This window comes from Ruegeria sp. HKCCSP351, from assembly GCF_017872535.1.
Lineage (GTDB): Bacteria > Pseudomonadota > Alphaproteobacteria > Rhodobacterales > Rhodobacteraceae > Ruegeria.
The window spans coordinates 105,202-125,950 of the sequence record NZ_JAEDOV010000005.1; the positions used below are offsets into that span (position 1 = coordinate 105,202).

The following is a 20,749-nucleotide window of genomic DNA, read 5'->3' on the forward strand; positions in this document are numbered from 1 at the left end:
GCTTCCATGACCCAGCCCAGATCCGAGTTGCTGATGCCCGCGGGCAATCTGCGCAAACTGAAACTCGCCATCCTCTATGGGGCAGACGCCGTGTATCTGGGCACGCCGGATATGTCGCTGCGCACCAAGTCCGAGTTTTCGCTGGACGAGGTGATCGAGGGGGTCGAGTTCTGCCACAGCCATGGCCGGCGCGCCTACCTGACACTGAACCTGTTCTCGCATAACAAAGACATCCCGAAACTGGACGAATACATCGACACGGTGCGCAAGGTGCAGCCCGACGGGTTGATCATCGCCGATCCGGGCGTGTTCCAATACGTCCGCGAGCGCGCGCCCGAACTGCCGCTGCACATCTCGACCCAGGCTAATATCTGTTCGTGGCTGTCGGTGAAGTTCTGGCAGGATCAGGGGGCCGAGCTGGTGGTTCTGGCCCGCGAGGTTTCCTATCCCGAACTGGTCGAGATCCGTGAGAATTGCCCTGATATCAAGCTCGAGGCCTTTGTGCACGGCGCCATGTGCATGACCTATTCGGGCCGCTGCCTGCTGTCGAACTTCATGGCCGAACGCGGGGCCAACCAAGGCAACTGCGCCAATTCCTGTCGCTGGAACTATGGCCTGAAACTGCGCCTCAAGGATGGCACGCATCAGGAATTGCGTATCACCGACGAAAACGCCGACCTGTTCGAGTTTCTGCTGGAAGAAGGCTGTCGCCCCGGTGACCTGATGCCCATCGAAGAGGATGATCGCGGCTCGTACATCCTCAACTCACGCGACCTCTGCATCATGCCGAAGCTGGACGAGTACCTGAAAATCGGAGTCGACAGCCTCAAGGTCGAAGGGCGCGGCAAATCGGAATACTACGCCGCGATCGTCGCGCGGGCCTATCGTATGGCCATCGATGACTATTTCGCGGACCCCGAGAATTGGGACCCCAAGCGTTACATGCGCGAGTTGGAGACCGTGGGTAACCGCGGCTATACGCTGGCCTTCCACGAAGGGCGGCTGACCAATTACGCCCATGATTACGAGCACACGGCGTCCATCGCGCAGTGGGAATATGCCGGGATCGTCACCGAAGTGACCGAGGATGCCTTTCTGGTCGAGGTAAAGAACAAGCTGGAACCGGGCGATGTGCTGGATTTCGTCTCGCCCATCTCGCGCGAGACGGTTCTGCTGCGGGTTTATGATTTCGAACGCGCATCCGATGGTTCGCGGATGGACGTGGTGCATGGCAGCACCAAAACAGTGATCCGCCTGCCCTTCACCCTGTTCGACCACGAGGATATCGACGATCTGCGCGCCAGGTTCCCCGCCTATTCCGTTCTGCGCAAGGAACGCGCCCTGACCGACGAACACTGGAGCCGCATTCGCTTTGACAAGCTCGTGCAGGGATTGGAAACCTCCGGTCGAGACAATCCAACAGCTTATGCACGCCGTCGCGATGATCTGGTTGAAAAGATCGGCGCAGACGGTAACGAACGCCGGTTCAAGACAAACCGCATCGGTACGGAAGGATGCTGCGGCAAGGGCTGCAACGGATGCCTGATCTTCTGGCAGGATGACAAATACGCGTTGGCCCGCGAGGTACTGTCCAAACGGAAGCAAGGCGAGCAACTCAGCCGCCGCGAGGCGACAGAACTCAAGCTGCCGGGAGAACCGGCTTAGTTTCCCGCCCGATATTCTTCGGGAACAAAGAACGTATAGTCACGATCCGCCACTTGTTCGTGACAGACATGGCAATATGCAACTTCGCTGGCACGGGCGCCCATTGTATCGCCATACAAGGACCCGTCTGGCAGCACCATGATATAACGCCAGTCAGCGGTGTTCGGGCTGGTACCCTCTGGCAGTTTTTCCATTATGAACATGGCGCCGGGATGTATGTGACCTTCATCGGTCACAGTCATGCTGTCCTTGGCAAGCACCGATCCCATGGGAAGTTCTTCGCCTTGCTGCAATGTCCCGTAGTTATGGGCCATTCTGTTGGCATACGTGTTTACGTAACGCTGACCGTGTGTCGCGGATATATATGGCGCGTCGTTGAAAAGCGGCCAGCTTTGGTAGTTTAAAACCAGATCCAGTTGCGCCGCAGCATACCCCCGTGCCATGCGGCGGCGCAGTGAATGGTAGTGAGCCGCGGCTTCATCCTTGCTCAGCTCTGCCGGATTTTCGATCGCGATATGAGCGTTGTGACCATCCGCCGTTGCCAGCCCTGCTGAAACCAGAAGTATCGCGCACGCAATGGCCTTGTGCTGGAGAATAATTCGAAGATACGAGTCCATTATTACGACCCACCTGAAAACCAGTTCGCCTGAGCGCCACTTGACGGCAGTATTCGCATTTTAGCGGCTCCAGGATCTCTTACCAGCTCAGGTCCCGGAAACTCACCGCCTTGTGCATCGATTTGAACCTGCATCCTGCGGCATTGAATCATTAAAATATAGCAAATTTTGCATATTGAATCAGTACCTGAAACATTAAGTTTACAGGCACACTTCATGCGTGCAGGCGGTCATCTTTGACAATCAAAGCACGACCATCCAAACCATGATGAATCCAACAGAAAACTACCGGGTTAAACCGGCTTCGGACTCAATCTGTTTGCGCGATTTGCGGGCGCGTTCGGTTGCCGATTTCAACTGACCGCACGCCGCCATGATATCCTCGCCCCGTGTCTTGCGAATGGGAGAGGCGTAGCCTGCCTGATAGATGATGTTGGCAAAAGCGCGGATGCGGTTGTTCGAGCTGCGCTTGTACGGTGCACCGGGCCATTCGTTGAACGGGATCAGGTTGATCTTGGCCGGAATCTTGTGACGCTTGATGTGGTCGATCAAACGATGGGCATCCGCGTCGCTGTCATTCACACCGTTCAGCATCACGTATTCGAACGTGATCCGCTCGGAGTTCGAGGCATTCGGATAGCTGGCCAGCGCCTGCAACAACTCCTCGATATTCCAGCGTTTATTGATCGGAACCAGAACGTCGCGGGTTTCATCCGTGGTTGCATGGAACGAGATCGCCAGCAGACAGCCGATCTCCTCGGCGGTGCGCGCAATTTCGGGCACCACACCGCTGGTTGACAGCGTAATGCGGCGGCGCGACAGGGAAATCCCCTCGGGATCCATCGCGATCTTCATCGCATCGCGGACGTTTTCGAAATTGTATAGCGGCTCGCCCATTCCCATCAGAACGATGTTCGACAGAAGGCGCGTTTCATCCTTTGGCGCACCGGGGGTCGGCCATTCTTCAAGATCGTCGCGCGCCATCATGATCTGCCCGACAATTTCTGCAGATGTTAAATTACGTACAAGTTTCTGGGTGCCGGTATGACAAAACGAACATGTCAACGTACATCCGACCTGAGACGATATGCACAGCGTTCCGCGATCTTCCTCGGGGATGTAGACCACCTCGACCTCGTGCCCACCCGCGATCCGGCACAGATATTTGCGGGTGCCGTCCTCGGACACCTGTCGGGTCACCACCTCGGGTATCTCGACCACAAAGTTGTCGGCCAGTTGCGCACGGTAGGCTTTGGCCAGATTCGTCATCTGGGAAAAATCACGCACACCCCATTGATAAATCCACTGCCAGATCTGACCGGTGCGCATCTTTGCCTGCTTTTCCGGCGTGCCATGTTCGATCAGGACCTCGCGCAAACGGTCGCGAGTGAGACCGACAAGGTTCACCTTCCCCTCGGGCAATTTGCGAGGGAGGGTCATGACGTCTTGAGTGATCGGCGCTTTGGGCGACATTGTGGTACCTGCTGAGGCGTATCTTCAAGGATTCTGGCTTGGAATGCGCCTCTATATAGGAACCTGTGCAAAGATCAAAAGGAATCGTTTCAGTCAGTTGGCAAAACTCAACAGTTCTTCAACGCGTGCCCGCCCTAAGTTCACCCGGCATGATGTGATTGCGATACCTGTACCCGATCCGCCACCAAACGACGCGCCGACGGCGGTGCAATGCGTGTCGCGATAGGTTTCCCAAGCCTGTTGCGCCGCCATGAGGGCAGGTTCAGCCTCTTTCCGCCCGGTGACCTCGTCCAGCTCCTTGGCAGATTGTACCGCCAATTCAAAACTCACCTGCAGCGCGCGCGACACCCGTGTGTCCATCTCTCCGACGCAGGATCCGATTTCGACTTGTGATCCGGCGTCGGAACACTCCAACGCCGGGTCGGCGGTTGCGGTGGCTGGCAAAAGCAGCGCAATCAAGATCAGACGCATGGCCGTCTCATTCATCTATTCAGCAGGGATCAGGCCAGAGTAACATGTTTTGCCAGAAAGGTTTAGATGCAGGTTGGCCCCCTGAACCAACGGAAATGCAGTTCCGCGTCAGACACCCGCGGGTGGGACATAGCAATCTTCGGCATCCAGGGTCTTGACCGGATCATTCGGCCCGCATTGTTCGCCTGTTACAGGATAAGTCTCGCCCTTGTTTTCACAGGCGCTCAGCAGCATGGCCGATATCATCATCAGCGCGGCAAGAGATTTGTTCAGCATGGTGGCAACTCCTTGGTTTCTCTTGAACTGATTAGTTCAGAAACCGTCAGAGCTCACATTGATACGGATCAAGTAAACGGGTTGATCCTGCGTAAAGGTAACGTGAAGCGCAAAAAAAGCCCCGCCAAAGACGGGACCATTTGCTTAGGCCGGGGTGCTTATTTGGTGCAGCGCTTTTCGGCGTCTTCGATTGCTGCGGTGAATCCCAGCAACGAGAAAGTGTCCTTGGTTTGCGTGCCGCGTTCGGACCGGGCAGTCAGAACGGCCTCGGTTCCGCGTTTCAGCGCGGTGACGATCTTGGCGTCATCTGCATCTGATGCGGGCCAGGCCCACTCGCCTTCGGTGAACAGTTCAAATTCGGACCCGTCGACATTCAGGTTCACCGTCGACCCCGGTGCAAACGGATAGCCGCCGGTAAAGGTCACTTGTCCTTTGACCTCGGCATTGGGGCGATAGAACACAAACAACAGGATGTCGCTGCGCCGCACGGATACGACACGCCCGCCCCGGGTGTTCACGGTTTCCTTGGGGGCCGAAACGCTCCAGCATTCGGTGGGATCATCTTCGACAAAAACGCTCCAGTCCGTTTTTGCAGCAACCCGGTTTGTGCTTGTCGCCTGTTGGGCGAGTGCAGACGTTGCGGCGATGCCTGCCACACACAGGCCCGCAATCGTACGAACGAGCATTGATCCCATTTGTCCAGCCTCCTAGCTCGACCGATACCTCAAATCCATCGGACATGGCTGCGAACCCTTCCGGCCCGTCTATTCCGTTGCGCATTCCGATGATTGCCGACATACACACACTAACGCAGGTTTCGCCACAGGCGAAAGGGCGATTGGCAGATTTTTGCGCATAAATTTCGGAGGTCCTAATGACGCAGCCCGTAGCAATGACAGAACTGTGGCGCGGCAACTTGCTGGAAAGCCTGCATCTGGGCCACGCGGTCATCTGCGACGACACCGGCCAGATCGTGCGCAGCTGGGGCGACCCGCAGGCGGTTATCTATCCGCGCTCATCCGCCAAGATGATTCAGGCGCTTCCGCTGGTCACGTCGGGAGCCGCGGCAAAATACGGATTGAACAGCGAACATCTTGCGCTGGCCTGCGCGTCACACAACGGGGCCGCGATCCATACCGACCGCGTGACGGCGTGGCTTGATCATCTGGGGTTGAGCGAGCACGACTTGCGCTGCGGGCCACAGGAGCCCGCAGACACCGCAGCGCGGGATCGGCTGATCCTGGCGGATGACACCCCGTGCCAGATCCACAACAATTGTTCCGGCAAGCATTGTGGTTTCCTGACACTGGGTCAGCATATGGGCGCAGGGCCGGAATATCTGGAAATCGATCACCCGGTGCAGCAGGCCTGCCTGTCTGCCATCGAAGAAACGTCAGGCGAAACCAGCCCCGGTTATGGTATTGACGGCTGTTCCGCCCCGAATTTCGCCGTATCCCTGTCCGGGCTGGCCCGGTCGATGGCGTGGTTCGCCAGCGCCTCGGATCGGTCCGACCGTTCCAGCGAGGCAGCGGTTCAGTTGGTGGCGGCCATGGTGAAACACCCGGAACTGGTCGCCGGTGAGACCCGTGCCTGCACCGAACTGATGCGCGCCATGAACGGACGCGCCGCCATCAAGACCGGGGCCGAGGCGGTGTTTGTAGCCATCATCCCGGAAAAACGCATGGGCGTTGCGCTCAAGATCACCGATGGCACCACACGGGCCAGCGAATGCGCCATCGCCGCTATTCTGGTGAGCCTTGGTGTGCTGGAGGCCGATCACCCGGCCACCCGCAAATTCATGAACGCCACGCAATACAGCCGCCGGGGGCTGGAATGCGGCGTGATCAAACCTGCGCCGGGTTTCCCCGGCTAAGGCCCCTACATCTCGATCTCGTGCACCTCGGCCACTTCAACCGAGCCCGAGCCGTTGACAACCATCGGACAGCCCTTGGCCATCTCGGTCGCGGCGTCGATGCTGTCGGCCTTGATAACGGTAAAGCCCGAGGCCGGGTTTGCACCACCATTGTCGACAACCCCGCTGCTGCTGACCGTATAGGATTGTCCGACCGGGTTGCCGGGGATCTCTAACGCTTCGGCCATACCCTGAAACCATGCGCCCCAAGCGGCCATGGTCGCCTCGATCTCGGCGGGGTCGGTCGGGGTGTGTCCCCCGTGATAGACAAACAAATATTGGGGCATATCGCTCCTCCCTGATGAAACCTTATTTGCACTTCGCTTCGAGTTTGCGCAACGAAGACGTCCAGCCCTGATTGTGGTTCGCGGCTGCTTCGGCATCGGCCAGTTCGCGGTGGTCCAAAACCAGACGTGACCCTGTGCCTGTCGCTTTGACTGTGAAGGTGACGTGGCTTTCGGCCCCGCGCTGATCCTGATCGTCATGCCAGCCCCAGGTAAACCCCACCGAGTTTGGCGGGTCGACATGCGTGACGTGGCCCGAGACCTTGTATTGCTGGCCCTCGCTGTTTTCCATGACCGAATACCACGGGCCGGTGCGCGAGAAATCCAGATTGTGATCAGGCACGTGCATCCCTTCGGGCCCCCACCATTGCAACAACCGGCTGCCGTCGCTGATCCATGCGAACAGGTCTTGTGGGCTGACGGGGAAGTCCCGTTCCAGTTTCAGGTCGGCCATGAATTCTCCCTTTCGATGATATCACTGAGGCGATCGAGGCTGCTCTCCCAGAATTGCCGTTTGGAGATGGTCCAGTCGGCAATCATCCGCAGCCCGTCGGACCGGATGGAGTACATCCGTTGTGTGCCCCGCACACGCTGCTGAACCAACCCTGCCTCGCGCAGCACCTTGAGGTGTCGCGAGATCGCAGCGCCGGATATTCCACGCCCTTCGATCAGGTCACCAGCGGGCAGTTCGCCCTGCTCCATCAACTGCTCGACAATCGAGAACCGGGTGGCATCAGACAAAGCGGAAAAGGTGGTCAGAAGCGTGCTCATGACCTCTATTTAACACAAATGTTAAATAATGGAAAGCCCTGTCAGGATTCGGCAAAATCCGCGCGACTGTACCCTTGCAGGTAAAGCAGTGCCGTCAGGTCGCCGTGATTCACCCGCACGTCGCATTTTGCGGCCACCGACGGCTTGGCATGAAGCGCAACCCCGGTTCCGGCCCGCCCCAGCATGCCCAGATCATTGGCCCCGTCGCCCACGGCGATCACGTCACTTTCGGACAGGCCAAGGCGTGTCGAGATCTGTTCAAGCGCTTCGATCTTGGCCTGACGTCCCAGAATAGGACGCGCCACATCGCCCGTCAGTTTGCCATCTGAGGCCAGCAGAGTGTTGGCGCGGTTTTCATCGAACCCCAGCAGTTCTGCCACCCGCGCGGTGAAGGCGGTAAAGCCACCGGACACCAGTGCAGCATAGGCACCGTTGGCCCGCATCGTTGCCAGCAACACCTGTCCGCCGGGCATCAGGGTGATCCGTTCGCGCAGGACTTTGCCAATGACGCTTTCATCCAGATCCTTCAGCAGACCAACCCGTTCGATCAGAGCACCCTCGAAATCCAGCTCTCCGTTCATGGCGCGGGCTGTGATGTCCTTGACCCTTTCGCCGACGCCAGCCTCATCCGCCAGTTCGTCAATGCATTCCTGCTGGATCATGGTGCTGTCCATATCGGCCAGCAGCATCTTTTTGCGCCGCCCAGCCGCAGGCTGTACAATCAGGTCCACGCCCATGCCTTGCAAGTCTGCCCAAACGTCCCAGCGATTGGCGGGCATGTCGCGCAGGTCAAACTCGACCGCCTCGTCCGGGCTGAGCCACAGGACATCCCCACCGCCCCACGCGTTGCGCAGCGATTCTGGCAAGGCGCGGTCCAGTGAGGGTGCAGCCGGGTTGGTCAGCAAAGTGGCGACGTACATATTCCAATCTCCAGTGTCATACCCATGCGGAACGGTCAGGGCGTCAATGGTGTTCGACCTTGTTCGGTCAGTTCCCAGCAATTCTGTCCCTCGAATACGGCGACGCCCGTCGGGCGTCCGTACCCGGCCCCCGTGTCCAGATTGATCCGGTTGCCATAATGCGTCGCCTGATCCACAGGCGTGTGTCCATGAACGATCAGTTTGGGATACGGGCCTTGGTAGTCGTGGAAGTCCTGTCTGATCCAGATCAGATCACTTGCCTGCTGTTCATTCAGCGGCACACCCGGACGGATACCCGCATGAACAAAGGCAATCTCGGGCGTCTGATGCATCGCCACCAGATCGCGCAGAAAGGTCAGGTGCGATTTCGGCACGGCTGCCTGTGCCATCCGGTGCAGGTTTTCAAGGCGTATCTGACCTTCGAATTCCACCCCATAGCTGCGCAGGGTTTCGACCCCGCCCAACCTGTCATGCAGCCAGTGGTATCCCACCAACAAATGCGGATCGTGGCGCGGCGTGTCCTCCATGAACCAGGCAAACATGCGATCGTGATTGCCCAGCAGAGTGATCCAGTTCCGACCCGCATCACGCCCGGCAATCAGGCGTTCGATCAGCCCGCGACTGTCAGGGCCGCGGTCAACGTAGTCACCCAGAAACACGATCTGAGCATCGGGGCCGCCGTCGCTTTGGATCAGGGACAGCGCGCGCTCCAGCTCAGCCACCTGCCCGTGCAGATCACCAATAACATAGATTGGCTGCGTCATAGACGGCCTCCGGCGGTAAAGTTCAGCTTGCTTGTGCCTCAGATCATGGTTTGAGAGAACAAAGGACCCGGATATTCGCATAACCGGGTCCTGAACTGTTCCTCAAACTCAACAGCCCCGATCAGGCGACGTCGAATTCCAGTGGCTTGATCTGTGTGAACAGGCCTGTTTCGGCAAGCTTCGCCCGCGCTTCGGCCGGGACCGGTTCGTCGACATAGAGCAATGCAATCGCTTCGCCTCCGGCCTCAGCGCGGCCGAGGGTAAAGTTGGCGATATTGACGTTGCTCTCACCCATGGTCTGACCCAGCGTGCCGATGATGCCTGGCACGTCTTCGTTGGTGGTGTACAGCATATGAGCGCCGACCTCGGCATCGATGTTGATGCCCTTGATCTGGATAAAGCGCGGCTTGCCATCGCTGAACACGGTGCCGGCGATCGACCGTTCACGCTTGTCCGTTACGACTGTGACCTTGATATAGCCATCAAAAACACCCGACTTGTCCTGATTGGTGGTCGAGATTTTGATCCCGCGTTCTTTCGCGACCACAGGGGCCGAGACCATGTTCACCTCGGGGTTGAACTTTTTCATGATCCCCGCGACCACGGCACAATTCAGCGCAGCCAGATTCATTTCAGCGGCCACACCGTCATAGAGAATGTTGATCGCCTTGACCGGCTCGTCCGTCATCTGGCCGATGAAGCTGCCCAGATGACCTGCCAGCTTGATCCACGGCCCCATCAGCTTGGCTTCTTCCGCAGTCACGCTGGGCATGTTCAGCGCGTTCTCGACCGCGCCTGTCAGCAGGTAGTTCGAAATCTGTTCAGCCACCTGCAAGGCTACGTTCTCCTGCGCCTCGGTCGTCGCCGCACCCAGATGGGGCGTGCAGACCACGTTGGGCAGGTTGAACAATGCGTTGTCCTTGGCGGGTTCCTCGCTGAACACGTCAAAGGCCGCTCCGGCAACATGGCCGGATTGCAGCATCTCGGCCAGAGCCACTTCATCCACCAAACCGCCACGGGCACAGTTGATGATCCGTACACCCTTTTTGGTTTTGGCCAGATTTTCGCGGCTCAGGATGTTGCGGGTTTGATCCGTCAGCGGCACATGCAGGGTGATGAAATCGGCGCGTGCCAGCAGTTCGTCCAGTTCGACCTTTTCGACACCCATCTTGGAGGCTTTCTCTTCGCCCAGATAAGGATCATAAGCGATGACTTTCATCTTCAGGCCCAAAGCACGTTCGCACACGATGCCACCAATGTTACCGGCACCGATCACGCCCAGTGTCTTGTTGGTCAGCTCGATCCCCATGAACTTGGACTTTTCCCACTTGCCCGCATGGGTCGAGGTGCTGGCCTCGGGGATCTGCCGCGCCACGGCGAACATCATCGCGATGGCGTGTTCGGCGGTGGTGATCATGTTGCCGAAGGGCGTGTTCATCACGATCACACCTTTTTTCGAGGCCGCCTCTTTGTCGACATTGTCGGTGCCGATCCCGGCGCGGCCGATGACCTTCAGCCTGTCGGCTTTTTCCAGCAGGGTCGGTGTGACCTTGGTGGCCGAACGGATGGCAAGACCATCATATTGACCGATCACCTCGGCCAGCTTGTCTTTGTCCTTGCCCAGATCGGGCATGAAATCCACGTCGATGCCACGGTCGCGGAAAATTTGCACTGCGGTTTCGCTGAGCTTGTCGGATACCAGTACTTTGGGAGCCATTTTGCTTGGTCCTTTGAATTCTTCAGGGGGTGGCGGGCTGACGCCCGCCCTATATCGGTGATGGGGTAGGCCGGGCTTCAGCCCGGCACATAAAACTCAGGCAGCCTGCGCCTGCGCTTTGATCTCGGTCGCAAAGGCCCAGGCCAGCCAGGGCAGCATCGCCTCGATGTCCGAGGTTTCAACCGTACCGCCGCACCAGATGCGCAGACCTGCTGGCGCGTCGCGATAGGCGCCGATATCCAGCGCGATATTCTCGATCTCAAGCCGCTTGGCGACTGCCTTGGCAAAGGCTGCACCGTCCTGAATACGGGCATCGGTGAACTTCAGGCAGACGGATGTGTTCGAACGCGTCGCCTCATCCTCGGCCAGATTGGCAATCCAGCCATTCTGGTCGCAGAACGCGTGTACCGCACCCGCATTGGCATCCGCCCGCGCAATCAGCCCCTGCAATCCGCCCACCGAGCGCGCCCAGTCCAGCGCAAACAGATAATCCTCAACCGCCAGCATTGACGGTGTGTTGATCGTTGCCCCGGTAAAGATGCCTTCGATCAGCTTGCCGCCCTTGGTCAGGCGGAAAATCTTGGGCAGCGGCCATGCGGGGATATAGCTTTCCAGCCGTTCAACAGCACGCGGGCTGAGGATCAGCATCCCGTGGGCTGCTTCGCCGCCCAGCACTTTCTGCCAGCTGAAGGTCGTTACATCCAGCTTGTCCCAGGGCAGATCCATCGCAAAGGCCGCCGAGGTTGCATCACAGATCGTCAGGCCCTGGCGATCATCCGCAATCCAGTCGCCATTGGGCACCCGAACACCCGAGGTGGTGCCGTTCCACGTAAAGACCACGTCATTTGCGAAATCGACCGAGGCCAGATCAACGATCTGCCCGTAATCCGCGGTTTTCACCTCGGCGTCGATTTTCAACTGCTTGACCACATCGGTCACCCAGCCGGACCCAAAGCTTTCCCAGGCCAGCATCTCGACCTTGCGCGCACCCAGCAAAGACCACAGCGCCATTTCAACCGCGCCAGTGTCCGAGGCGGGAACGATGCCAACGCGGTAATCCGCCGGAATGCCCAGAATCTCGCGCGTGCCTTCGATGGCCGCCTTCAGCTTGTCCTTGCCGACAGCGGCGCGGTGCGACCGGCCCAATGCGGCATCGGCCAGTTTTGTCAGGTCAAATGTGGGGGGTTTGGCACAGGGGCCCGAAGAAAAGCGCGGATTGGCCGGCCGCGTCGCCGGTTGTTCGATCGTCATGTGTATTACCCTTCCAGATACACGCCCCTCGTTGGGGAGGGGTGTCCCACGGACAGACCTAGGGGGCCTTCGCACCTGCAGCAAGCGGAAAAGACGCTTTACCGGGTAAAAACGACATCTGAAACGGGCACAAATCAGAACACGCGTTTCCGATTGGCGAAAAACCCCGCCGATGTTTCGGCGGGGTTTGTCTGTGTTACTCTGCGGCGTCTTCGTATGCGTCCATTGGTGGGCATGTGCAGACGAGGTTTCGGTCGCCGTATGCGTTGTCGACGCGGTTGACGGGGGACCAGTATTTGTCGACGCCCATGGATCCCGGCGGGAAGCAGGCCTGTTCGCGGGTGTAGGGGCGGTCCCAGTCGCCGACCAGATCGCGCACTGTGTGGGGGGCGTTTTTCAGCGGGTTGTTTTCCGCGTCGATCTTGCCGTCGATGATGTCCTGCGCTTCCGAGCGGATCGAGAGCATGGCGTCGCAGAAGCGGTCGAGCTCGTCCTTGGGTTCGGATTCGGTGGGCTCGACCATCAGGGTTCCGGCCACCGGCCAGCTCATCGTGGGGGCGTGGAAGCCTGAATCGACCAGGCGCTTGGCCACATCGTCGACGGTGACATGCGCCGCCTCGTCCAGCGGCCTTGTGTCGAGGATGCATTCATGTGCCACCCGACCCGTTTCCGAGGTGTAGAGGATCGGATAGGCGTCCTTCAGCCGCGCCGCGATGTAGTTGGCGTTCAGGATCGCCACTTTCGTGGCCTGCGTCAGCCCCGCGCCGCCCATCAGCAGCACATAGGCCCATGAGACGGGAAGGATCGAGGGCGAGCCGAAGGGCGCCGCCGAGACCGGGCCCACGGCGGTGCCGTATTCCGGGTGGCCCGGCAGATGCTCGGCCAGATGCGCCTTGACGCCGATCGGACCCATGCCGGGGCCGCCACCGCCATGCGGGATGCAGAAGGTCTTGTGCAGGTTCAGGTGGCTGACATCGCCGCCAATGTCACCCGGACGTGCCAGCCCGACCATGGCGTTCATGTTGGCGCCGTCGATATAGACCTGACCGCCGTGATCATGGGTGATCTGGCAGACCTCCTGCACGGTGGTCTCGAACACGCCATGGGTCGAGGGGTAGGTGATCATGCAGGCGGCCAGATGGTCCGAATGCTTTTCCGCCTTTTCGCGGAAATCATTCAGATCGATATTGCCCTTGTCATCCGATTTCACCGGCACAACCTGCCAGCCCACCATCTGCGCCGAGGCCGGGTTGGTACCATGGGCCGAGGTCGGGATCAGGCAGACATTGCGCTGCCCTTCGCCGCGGGCGAAGTGATAGTTGCGGATGGTCAGAAGACCCGCATATTCGCCCTGCGCGCCCGAGTTGGGCTGCTGGGAGATCGCGTCATAGCCGGTGATCTGGCACAGCTTGTCGTTCAGATCCGCAATCATCTCGTGATAGCCCCGCGCCTGATCTTCGGGCACGAAGGGATGCAGGTTGCCGAACTCGGGCCAGGTGACCGGGATCATCTCGATCGTGGCGTTCAGCTTCATGGTGCACGAGCCCAGAGGGATCATCGCCCGGTCCAGCGCCAGGTCGCGGTCGGCCAGACGGCGCATATAGCGGGTGATCTCGGCCTCGGCCCGGTTCTTGTGGAAGATCGGGTGGGTCAGGTAAGCGCTTTCGCGCAGCGCGTAATCCGGCAGGCGGTATTGCTTGTTCGAGCTGTCATCCTTGCGGTCAATGCCAAAGGCACCCCAGACCGCCTCGATGGTCTCGGGGCGGGTCTGTTCGTCCAGGCTGATGCCCACGCGGGTCTCGCCGACCTTGCGCAGGTTGACGCCGCGGGCCACGGCGGCCTCCATCACCACGTTCTGCAGGTGGCCGACCTCGACCGTGATGGTGTCGAAGAACACTTCGGGTTCAACCGCAAAGCCCGCCTCTTCCAGACCGGCGGCCAGACGCGAGGTCTTGCGGTGCACCGATTGCGCGATTGCCTTGATGCCGTCGGGACCGTGATAGACCGCATACATCGAGGCAATGACGGCCAGCAGCGCCTGCGCGGTGCAGACGTTCGAGTTCGCCTTTTCACGGCGGATGTGCTGCTCGCGGGTTTGCAGCGCCAGGCGGTAGGCCTTGTTGCCGCGGCTGTCGATGCTGACCCCGATGATCCGGCCCGGCATCGAGCGCTTCAGCTTGTCGGTGGTCGCCATATACGCGGCGTGCGGGCCGCCATAGCCCATCGGCACGCCAAAGCGCTGGGTCGAGCCGATGGCGATATCCGCGCCCATCTCGCCGGGGGATTTCAGCAGCGCCAGCGACAGGATGTCGGCGGCGACCACAGCGATGGCGTTATGTTCATGCAGCGCCGCGATCTCGTTCGTGAAGTCGCGTACATGGCCATGGGTGCCCGGATACTGGAAGATCGCGCCAAAGACGGCACCTGCATCCAGCTGATCGGGATCGCCCACCTGCACGTCGATGCCCAAGGGTTCGGCGCGGGTTTTGATGACCGCGATGGTCTGCGGATGACAGTTGCGATCCACAAAGAAGGCCGCGTTATTGGCTTTGGACCGGCCGCCGCGCTTGGCCATTGCCATGGCTTCTGCCGCAGCCGTGGCTTCGTCCAGCAGGGACGCGTTGGCCACATCGAGCCCGGTCAGGTCGCTGACCATGGTCTGGAAGTTCAGCAGCGCCTCGAGCCGGCCCTGGCTGATCTCGGGCTGATAGGGTGTGTAGGCCGTGTACCAGGCCGGGTTTTCCAGGATGTTGCGCAGGATCGGCGCCGGGGTGGTGGTGCCGTAATAGCCCTGACCGATCAGCGAGGTCAGAACCTTGTTCTTGCCCGCCACCTGTTTCATGTGGAAAAGCGCATCGCGTTCCGTCATCGCCGGGCCCCAGTCCAGCGGTTCCTTCTGCCGGATCGCGGGCGGGACGGTAGCGTCGATCAGCTGGTCCAGCGTCTTGAAGCCGATCACCTGCAGCATGTCGCGCATCTCGGTCGGGCTGGGCCCGATGTGGCGGCGATTGGCGAAGTCATAGGCTTCGTAGTCGGTCAGTTTGAAGGCCATTGCAGCGCTCCTCAAGGATAGGTCAGGTCCGGCGGAGACGGCAGGAGCCTCCGGCGGGAGTATTTGGAAAAAGATGAAGCGGGGAGCCCCGGTCTCTGGGGCTCCGGGCCGGATTTATCCGATAAAGGCCTTGTAGCCGGCTTCGTCCATCAGATCTTCCAGCTGCGCGGCGTCGGCGATCTTGATCTTGTAGATCCAGGCCTCGCCCTCGGGGTCGTCGTTCAGCGCACCGGGGTTGTCGGCCAGCGCCTCGTTCACTTCCGTAATCTCGCCATCGACCGGTGCATAAAGCTCGGAGGCCGCCTTGACGGATTCGATCACGCCGATCTCGCCATCCTTCTCGAACTCGTCGCCCACCTCCTGCTGCTCGACAAAGACCACCTCACCCAGCTGCTCGGCCGCGTGTTTGGTGATGCCCAGCGTGGCCGTGTCGCCGTCGACCGCCAGCCATTCATGCTCTTCGGAATAATAGGTTGCCATGTCTCTCTCTCCTGACTTCAACGCTTGTAATTCTGTGTGACGAAGGGCAGCGCCACGATCTGTGCCGGTTGCGCCTTGCCCCGGATGATCAGGTTGACCTTCTCGCCCGGCTCGCCATGGCCCGCGGACACATAGCCCATCGCAACCGGGCCGCCGACCGTGGGGCCAAAGCTGCCCGAGGTGATCTGACCGATGGTATTGCCCTCAAGGCATTGCACCTCGACCCCCTGACGCGCGGGGGCGCGGCCGTCGGGCTTGATGCCCACCAGCTTGCGCGCAGGCCCCTCGGCCAGTTCGCGCTGCACACGTTCCGCTCCCGGGAACCCACCTTCTTCCTTGCGACGCTTCTGGATCGCCCAGCCGAGGCTGGCCTCGACCGGCGAGGTGCTCTGGTCGATGTCATTGCCGTACAGGCACAGCCCGGCTTCAAGCCGCAGGCTGTCGCGCGCGCCCAGACCCGCCGGTTCGCAATCCTCATGCGCAAGGAACGCCCGGGTGATCTCGATCGCCTTGTCTTCGGGGATCGAGATCTCGTACCCGTCCTCGCCCGTGTAGCCCAGCCGCGAGATGCGGCATTCGACACCCAGGATGTCGGCAATCGTGGTTTCCATGAACTTGAGGTCGCGCGCCGCGGGGCAGAGCGCGCCCACCACGTCCTCGGCCTTGGGGCCTTGCACCGCAACCAGCGCGCGGTCGAAGATCTCGGTCACCTCAACCCCGTCCAGATTGTCGCGCATATGCGGAATGTCCTGATGGCGCAGCGCCGCGTTCACCACCACAAAGTAATGATCCCCCGCGTTCGACACGATCAGGTCATCCATGATCCCGCCTTCGGCATTGGTGAAGAACCCGTACCGCGCCTTGCCTTCCTTCAGCGTCGCATAAGCCTGCGGACACAGTGCTTCCAGCTTCTCGCCCACATTCTCGCCCCGCAATATCACCTGACCCATATGCGACACATCAAACAACGCCGCCTTCTCGCGGCACTGCTTATGCTCGCCCATGATCCCCAGCGGATACTGAACTGGCATCTCCCACCCGGCAAAATCAACCATCTTGCCGCCCAACTCAACGTGAAGCCCATACAACGGCGTGCGTCTAATCTCGGTCATCTTGGATACCTTTTCGTATCTATCGGTTTCGAACGCATTCCCGTCAGTCTGCCCCACGCTATCAATTTTGCAACGATTCCGGTCAACTTGCGAACCAGAGTACCGTCTGTTGGACAAGCCTGTATACGGGTGCATGCATCCTTTGCGTTCCTATAGGAAACTTTTTTCCCTTAGGCAACATTCGTCTTTTGGCTTTTGCAAAGGTTTGCCGATCACAGTTTCGAGCGCGACGATAACACCAGACCAACCAACCGCAATGGCCTGTAAAAACAGTATTTTGCCCGCACCTTATCGCGCCTGCCCGTCAAGTGACTGCACTGCGAGATCCAGCACCCTCAGCCCGGCCACAAGATCGCTTTCGGTGGTATCTTCGGCAAAATCGTGGCTGACACCGTTGATCGAGGGCACAAACAGCATCGCAACAGGCATAAGGCGCGACACGTTTGTGGCATCGTGCAGAGCGCCCGACGGCATCCTGCGCCATCTGCCGGGTGCCACCTGTTCGGCCCCATGTTCCAGCGCCGCGCGCAGGGACTGATCCATCGTGACGGGTTCCAACCCAAGCAAAGGGCCGTAGGTCAGTACCATGCCCTGTTCGCTGGCTATTTCCTGCGCCGTTGTACGGATGATCTCCTCCATCCGCGACAGCCGATCCGGATCGCCATCGCGCCACTGCATCGAGAACCGCGCCCGACCCGGCACGATGGACGACGCATTGGGGTGAAGATCAACCCGCCCGATGGTCCAGACGGTTTGCGGTGTCACCACGTTGCGAAACCGTTCGTTGAGGCGCGTATTGAACAGTGACAACGCCTGAAACGCATCGCGGCGCAAATGCATCGGCGTGGTGCCCGCGTGATTCTGCTGCCCTTCGAAAGTGACCGACATGTCCCGGATGCCGACGATATCGGTGACGACACCGATCTGCTCGTTCGCAGCGTCCAGAGAAGGGCCCTGTTCGATATGCATCTCGACAAAGCCGCTGAACCGCGCGGGATCGACAAAACCCTGCGACAGGTCCGCCATGGAAGATCGGGCCTCGCCAAAGCTGACGCCAGAACCGTCGGTCAACACGTCGGCCTTGTCCAGCGGCAGACCGCCGGACCAGACCGCCGAGCCCGTGGTCACACCGAACCGGCCTTCTTCGTCCTGAAAACTGACGACCGAGATCGGCTGGTCGCTGGACCGCGCGATTTCCAGCGCGGCAATCACGCCGAGCGCACCGTCCAGCCAGCCGCCTTCGGGCTGGCTGTCAGAATGCGACCCCATGAGCAGAGAGCGGCCAGGCGCCAGCCCGAACAGGTTGCCGACCGGGTCGAAATGCGGTGTCAGACCCGCATCGGCCATACGGTCCGCCAGCCATTGGCGCGCCGCAATATCCGCTTTTGAATAGGCCGGGCGGAAAACTCCTTTGCCCACACCCGAGGCACCGAATTCACGCAGCTTGTGCAGATCCTCCAGAAAACGCGTGTGATCGACGGCCATGAATCCCTCCGGGCGCAGTTGGTCAGGGCGACCATAGCCAGAAACCGGACAGCTGCGAATGTTTTTCCGGCGAGATCAAGAAACCCCTCTGGTCCCGGCAAGGAACCTGCCCTAAGACTTCGGCGCAAGAGGGAGCGACATGTCACATATCACATTGGTGCGCCACGGGCAGGCAAACACGACAGCGCGCGACGAAGCAAGCTATGACAAGCTGAGCGATCTGGGCCATCAACAGGCCCGCTGGCTGGGCGCGCATCTGCGTGACACCCGCAGCCACTATACACGCGTCTATTGTGGCACCCTGACCCGCCACACCGAGACGGTCGCCAGCATGGGATTGACCGATTCTGTCTGCGACGCACGGCTGAACGAGATTGAGTATTTCACCCTTGCACAGTTGTTCGAAGAACAGCACGGCGTCGAAATCCCGACCGACCGCGAGGGATTTGTCGAACACTTGCCCAAAACCTTCGCGGCCTGGGCCAGTGGAAAGATCGAGAACGCTCCGGAAACCTTCGAGGCGTTTGAAGCCCGCGTCCGCGATGCGCTGCACGAGATCGGGACCGAGGGCGGACCGGCCATCGTCGTGACCTCGGGCGGGTTGATCTCGATGGTGGTGCGGCAGGCGATGGGGTTGGACATCCCGTCGATGGCGCGGGTGGCCCTTGCCATCATGAACACGTCGATGCATCGTCTGCACCCGATTGGCGCGCAGCTGAGCCCGGTCCTGTTCAATGCGGTGCCGCATCTGGAAGCACCTGACCGGCAGTTTGCGCAGACCCACCTGTAGGAAGCAGATTGGAGATCCCAGATGCAGCTTTATTATGCACCCCGAACCATCTCGGTCGCTGTTGTGATTGCTCTGGAAGAGGCCGAGCTGGACTATGAAGCGATCAAGCTGGACTTTGCCGATGGGGAACAGACAAAACCGGCCTACAAGCAGATCAATCCCAAGGGGCGCGTTCCGGCGCTGGTGGTCGATGGCGGCATCCTGACCGAGACCGGCGCGTTGCTGGAATATATTGCGGCCAAGGCACCCGAGGCCGAATTGGTGCCAGCTGATCCGGTCATGGCCGCCCGCATGCGTGAGGTGATGTTCTATCTGGCCTCGACCATGCATGTGAACCACGCCCACAAGCTGCGCGGGCATCGCTGGGCCGACAAGAAATCCAGCTGGAAAGACATGACGGACAAGGTCGCGCAGACGATGACCGCATCTTGCGACTATATCTCGTCAAACGGGTTGCGCGGGCCGTTTGTTCTGGGGGACACGTTCTCTCTGGCCGATGCCTATCTTTATGTGGTTTGCAGCTGGCTTGAAGGTGACGGCGTCGATGTCTCGGCCTTCCCCAAAATTCTCGCCTTCCGCAAGGCGATGGAGGCACGGCCTTCGGTGCAGGCGGTGCGCGCTGCCGGGATGCTCTGACAAAAGGAATTATGATGACACATCTCTGGGTCAGGGCGGAACAGCGCCCGAACGAAGAACGGGTTGGGCTGACACCGGAAGGGGCCGCGGTGCTGATCGCGGCCGGCATCCGCGTGACGGTTGAGGAAAGCCATGTCCGCGCCATTTCGATTGATGGCTACAAGGACGCCGGCTGCGCAATCGCGGCTGAGAATTCGTGGCCCGAAGCCCCGCTGGATGCGATCATCTTTGGCCTCAAGGAACTGCCCGAAGATGGCACCCCCCTGCCCCATCGCCACATCATGTTCGGCCACGCCTATAAGGGCCAGCATTCGGGTCGCGCGCTGCTGGAGCGGTTCAAGGCCGGGGGCGGTACGCTTTATGATCTGGAATACCTGGTGGGTGAGGATGGCCGCCGGGTTGCCGCCTTTGGCTATTGGGCTGGGTATGCAGGCGCTGCTGTAACGCTCAAGACATGGGCGGCGCAACAACGGGGCGAGGAATGCCCGCCGGTAGGGGTGTATGCAGGCAAAGACGTTCTGAACGCAGAATTGCTGGCCGAGTTGGACGCCACCGGAGCCCCACGCCCCCGCGCCATCGTCATCGGCGCTTTGGGCCGCGTGGGTACGGGGGCCGCAGACCTGTGCGACGCGATGGGCGTCGACGTCACCAAATGGGACATGGCGGAAACCGCCAGCGGCGGGCCGTTTCCCGAAATTCTGGACCACGACCTGTTCCTGAACTGCATTTTCGCGCGCCCCGGAACCCCGGTCTTTGTTCCGCGCGAGGCGTTGACTGCCCCGCGCAACCTGACCGCCATCGGCGATGTCGCCTGCGACCCGGACAGTGATTACAACCCGGTGCCGGTCTATGACCGTGCAACCACATGGGACGCGCCTGCTTTGCGCGTGGCAACCGATCCGGTGATGGACGTGATGGCCATCGATAACCTGCCGTCGATGCTGCCGGTCGAAAGTTCGGAAGATTATGCGGCACAGCTTCTGCCGTCGCTTCTGACCCTGACCGATCTGGACAACGGCGTCTGGGGTCGGGCAGAAGCGACTTACAAAACACATATCGAAGGGATCTGAGCG

Annotated in this window: 21 protein-coding genes; 5 read left to right on the forward strand and 16 right to left on the reverse strand. The window is 60.1% G+C overall.

The genetic code is table 11. From position 1 onward, the window contains the following. Positions 1–6: 6 nt before the first annotated feature. Complete coding sequence (locus I9182_RS11930) at positions 7–1,665, forward strand: U32 family peptidase C-terminal domain-containing protein (protein WP_209598387.1); 1,659 nt, start codon at positions 7–9, stop codon at positions 1,663–1,665. On the opposite strand, the gene I9182_RS11935 is transcribed toward I9182_RS11930, so the two are convergent. From I9182_RS11935 to I9182_RS11955, 5 genes are all read right to left on the reverse strand, one after another. Further along, positions 1,662–2,282, reverse strand: coding sequence for a cytochrome P460 family protein (locus tag I9182_RS11935; RefSeq protein ID WP_209598388.1), 621 nt, complete (start codon positions 2,280–2,282; stop codon positions 1,662–1,664). The genes I9182_RS11930 and I9182_RS11935 overlap by 4 nt on opposite strands. A gap of 285 nt (positions 2,283–2,567) precedes the next feature. After that, positions 2,568–3,755 carry a 23S rRNA (adenine(2503)-C(2))-methyltransferase RlmN gene (rlmN, locus tag I9182_RS11940; protein WP_209598389.1) on the reverse strand — a complete coding sequence of 396 codons (1,188 nt, stop codon included), beginning with the start codon at positions 3,753–3,755 and terminating at the stop codon, positions 2,568–2,570. Positions 3,756–3,848: 93 nt separating this feature from the next. After that, a complete protein-coding gene (locus I9182_RS11945) occupies positions 3,849–4,226 on the reverse strand; it encodes a lysozyme inhibitor LprI family protein (RefSeq protein ID WP_209598390.1) in 378 nt (125 codons plus the stop codon). 108 nt (positions 4,227–4,334) lie between these two features. Next, positions 4,335–4,502, reverse strand: coding sequence for a hypothetical protein (locus I9182_RS11950; protein WP_209598391.1), 168 nt, complete (start codon positions 4,500–4,502; stop codon positions 4,335–4,337). Positions 4,503–4,660: 158 nt separating this feature from the next. Then, positions 4,661–5,197: an invasion associated locus B family protein gene (locus I9182_RS11955; protein WP_209505046.1), complete on the reverse strand. Its 537-nt coding sequence runs from the start codon at positions 5,195–5,197 to the stop codon at positions 4,661–4,663. Between the two features lie 179 nt (positions 5,198–5,376). On the opposite strand from I9182_RS11955, the gene I9182_RS11960 reads away from it, so the two are divergent. Next, positions 5,377–6,375, forward strand: a complete 999-nt coding sequence (locus tag I9182_RS11960; RefSeq protein ID WP_209505047.1) for an asparaginase — start codon at positions 5,377–5,379, stop codon at positions 6,373–6,375. A 5-nt stretch (positions 6,376–6,380) separates the two neighbouring features. Here I9182_RS11960 and I9182_RS11965 read toward each other — a convergent pair whose 3' ends face one another. From I9182_RS11965 to I9182_RS12015, 11 genes are all read right to left on the reverse strand, one after another. Then, entirely contained in the window at positions 6,381–6,701 is a 321-nt protein-coding gene (locus I9182_RS11965) for a YciI family protein (protein ID WP_209505048.1), read from the reverse strand. A 22-nt stretch (positions 6,702–6,723) separates the two neighbouring features. Further along, positions 6,724–7,152, reverse strand: a complete 429-nt coding sequence (locus tag I9182_RS11970) for an SRPBCC domain-containing protein (RefSeq protein WP_209598392.1) — start codon at positions 7,150–7,152, stop codon at positions 6,724–6,726. Beyond that, entirely contained in the window at positions 7,140–7,469 is a 330-nt protein-coding gene (locus I9182_RS11975; RefSeq protein WP_209505050.1) for a metalloregulator ArsR/SmtB family transcription factor, read from the reverse strand. Before I9182_RS11975 ends, I9182_RS11970 begins: the two co-directional genes overlap by 13 nt. Positions 7,470–7,510: 41 nt before the next feature. Further along, positions 7,511–8,389: a phosphoserine phosphatase SerB gene (serB, locus tag I9182_RS11980; protein WP_209505051.1), complete on the reverse strand. Its 879-nt coding sequence runs from the start codon at positions 8,387–8,389 to the stop codon at positions 7,511–7,513. Positions 8,390–8,424: 35 nt separating this feature from the next. Beyond that, the gene (locus tag I9182_RS11985) at positions 8,425–9,153 is read right to left on the reverse strand and encodes a metallophosphoesterase family protein (protein WP_209598393.1); all 729 of its coding nucleotides are present in this window, start codon (positions 9,151–9,153) and stop codon (positions 8,425–8,427) included. Positions 9,154–9,274: 121 nt separating this feature from the next. After that, on the reverse strand, positions 9,275–10,870 hold the full coding sequence (serA, locus tag I9182_RS11990) for a phosphoglycerate dehydrogenase (RefSeq protein WP_209598394.1): 1,596 nt from the start codon (positions 10,868–10,870) through the stop codon (positions 9,275–9,277). Positions 10,871–10,966: 96 nt separating this feature from the next. Beyond that, positions 10,967–12,121 carry a phosphoserine transaminase gene (locus I9182_RS11995; protein WP_209598395.1) on the reverse strand — a complete coding sequence of 385 codons (1,155 nt, stop codon included), beginning with the start codon at positions 12,119–12,121 and terminating at the stop codon, positions 10,967–10,969. Positions 12,122–12,317: 196 nt separating this feature from the next. Then, on the reverse strand, positions 12,318–15,173 hold the full coding sequence (gene gcvP, locus I9182_RS12000) for an aminomethyl-transferring glycine dehydrogenase (RefSeq protein WP_209598396.1): 2,856 nt from the start codon (positions 15,171–15,173) through the stop codon (positions 12,318–12,320). A 114-nt stretch (positions 15,174–15,287) separates the two neighbouring features. After that, positions 15,288–15,653, reverse strand: a complete 366-nt coding sequence (gene gcvH / locus I9182_RS12005) for a glycine cleavage system protein GcvH (protein WP_209505056.1) — start codon at positions 15,651–15,653, stop codon at positions 15,288–15,290. Between the two features lie 17 nt (positions 15,654–15,670). After that, a complete protein-coding gene (gcvT, locus tag I9182_RS12010) occupies positions 15,671–16,765 on the reverse strand; it encodes a glycine cleavage system aminomethyltransferase GcvT (protein ID WP_209598397.1) in 1,095 nt (364 codons plus the stop codon). Positions 16,766–17,053: 288 nt separating this feature from the next. Then, positions 17,054–18,250, reverse strand: a complete 1,197-nt coding sequence (locus tag I9182_RS12015; RefSeq protein ID WP_209598398.1) for a Zn-dependent hydrolase — start codon at positions 18,248–18,250, stop codon at positions 17,054–17,056. Positions 18,251–18,389: 139 nt separating this feature from the next. Between I9182_RS12015 and I9182_RS12020 the strand changes: the two genes are divergently transcribed. The 3 genes from I9182_RS12020 to I9182_RS12030 are packed head-to-tail and all read left to right on the forward strand — an operon-like array spanning position 18,390 to position 20,746. Next, positions 18,390–19,040, forward strand: coding sequence for a histidine phosphatase family protein (locus tag I9182_RS12020; RefSeq protein WP_209598399.1), 651 nt, complete (start codon positions 18,390–18,392; stop codon positions 19,038–19,040). Between the two features lie 21 nt (positions 19,041–19,061). Continuing rightward, positions 19,062–19,676, forward strand: a complete 615-nt coding sequence (locus tag I9182_RS12025; RefSeq protein WP_209598400.1) for a glutathione S-transferase family protein — start codon at positions 19,062–19,064, stop codon at positions 19,674–19,676. 14 nt (positions 19,677–19,690) lie between these two features. Then, the gene (locus tag I9182_RS12030; protein ID WP_209598533.1) at positions 19,691–20,746 is read left to right on the forward strand and encodes a saccharopine dehydrogenase; all 1,056 of its coding nucleotides are present in this window, start codon (positions 19,691–19,693) and stop codon (positions 20,744–20,746) included. Positions 20,747–20,749: the final 3 nt, after the last annotated feature.

Excerpts from the sequence above, each read along its gene's own strand:
- I9182_RS11930 (WP_209598387.1), top strand. The coding sequence starts at position 7 with ATGACCCAGCCCAGATCCGAGTTGCTGATGCCCGCGGGCAATCTGCGC.
- I9182_RS11935 (WP_209598388.1), bottom strand. The coding sequence starts at position 2,282 with ATGGACTCGTATCTTCGAATTATTCTCCAGCACAAGGCCATTGCGTGC.
- rlmN (WP_209598389.1), bottom strand. The coding sequence starts at position 3,755 with ATGTCGCCCAAAGCGCCGATCACTCAAGACGTCATGACCCTCCCTCGC.
- I9182_RS11945 (WP_209598390.1), bottom strand. The coding sequence starts at position 4,226 with ATGCGTCTGATCTTGATTGCGCTGCTTTTGCCAGCCACCGCAACCGCC.
- I9182_RS11950 (WP_209598391.1), bottom strand. The coding sequence starts at position 4,502 with ATGCTGAACAAATCTCTTGCCGCGCTGATGATGATATCGGCCATGCTG.
- I9182_RS11955 (WP_209505046.1), bottom strand. The coding sequence starts at position 5,197 with ATGGGATCAATGCTCGTTCGTACGATTGCGGGCCTGTGTGTGGCAGGC.
- I9182_RS11960 (WP_209505047.1), top strand. The coding sequence starts at position 5,377 with ATGACGCAGCCCGTAGCAATGACAGAACTGTGGCGCGGCAACTTGCTG.
- I9182_RS11965 (WP_209505048.1), bottom strand. The coding sequence starts at position 6,701 with ATGCCCCAATATTTGTTTGTCTATCACGGGGGACACACCCCGACCGAC.
- I9182_RS11970 (WP_209598392.1), bottom strand. The coding sequence starts at position 7,152 with ATGGCCGACCTGAAACTGGAACGGGACTTCCCCGTCAGCCCACAAGAC.
- I9182_RS11975 (WP_209505050.1), bottom strand. The coding sequence starts at position 7,469 with ATGAGCACGCTTCTGACCACCTTTTCCGCTTTGTCTGATGCCACCCGG.
- serB (WP_209505051.1), bottom strand. The coding sequence starts at position 8,389 with ATGTACGTCGCCACTTTGCTGACCAACCCGGCTGCACCCTCACTGGAC.
- I9182_RS11985 (WP_209598393.1), bottom strand. The coding sequence starts at position 9,153 with ATGACGCAGCCAATCTATGTTATTGGTGATCTGCACGGGCAGGTGGCT.
- serA (WP_209598394.1), bottom strand. The coding sequence starts at position 10,870 with ATGGCTCCCAAAGTACTGGTATCCGACAAGCTCAGCGAAACCGCAGTG.
- I9182_RS11995 (WP_209598395.1), bottom strand. The coding sequence starts at position 12,121 with ATGACGATCGAACAACCGGCGACGCGGCCGGCCAATCCGCGCTTTTCT.
- gcvP (WP_209598396.1), bottom strand. The coding sequence starts at position 15,173 with ATGGCCTTCAAACTGACCGACTACGAAGCCTATGACTTCGCCAATCGC.
- gcvH (WP_209505056.1), bottom strand. The coding sequence starts at position 15,653 with ATGGCAACCTATTATTCCGAAGAGCATGAATGGCTGGCGGTCGACGGC.
- gcvT (WP_209598397.1), bottom strand. The coding sequence starts at position 16,765 with ATGACCGAGATTAGACGCACGCCGTTGTATGGGCTTCACGTTGAGTTG.
- I9182_RS12015 (WP_209598398.1), bottom strand. The coding sequence starts at position 18,250 with ATGGCCGTCGATCACACGCGTTTTCTGGAGGATCTGCACAAGCTGCGT.
- I9182_RS12020 (WP_209598399.1), top strand. The coding sequence starts at position 18,390 with ATGTCACATATCACATTGGTGCGCCACGGGCAGGCAAACACGACAGCG.
- I9182_RS12025 (WP_209598400.1), top strand. The coding sequence starts at position 19,062 with ATGCAGCTTTATTATGCACCCCGAACCATCTCGGTCGCTGTTGTGATT.
- I9182_RS12030 (WP_209598533.1), top strand. The coding sequence starts at position 19,691 with ATGACACATCTCTGGGTCAGGGCGGAACAGCGCCCGAACGAAGAACGG.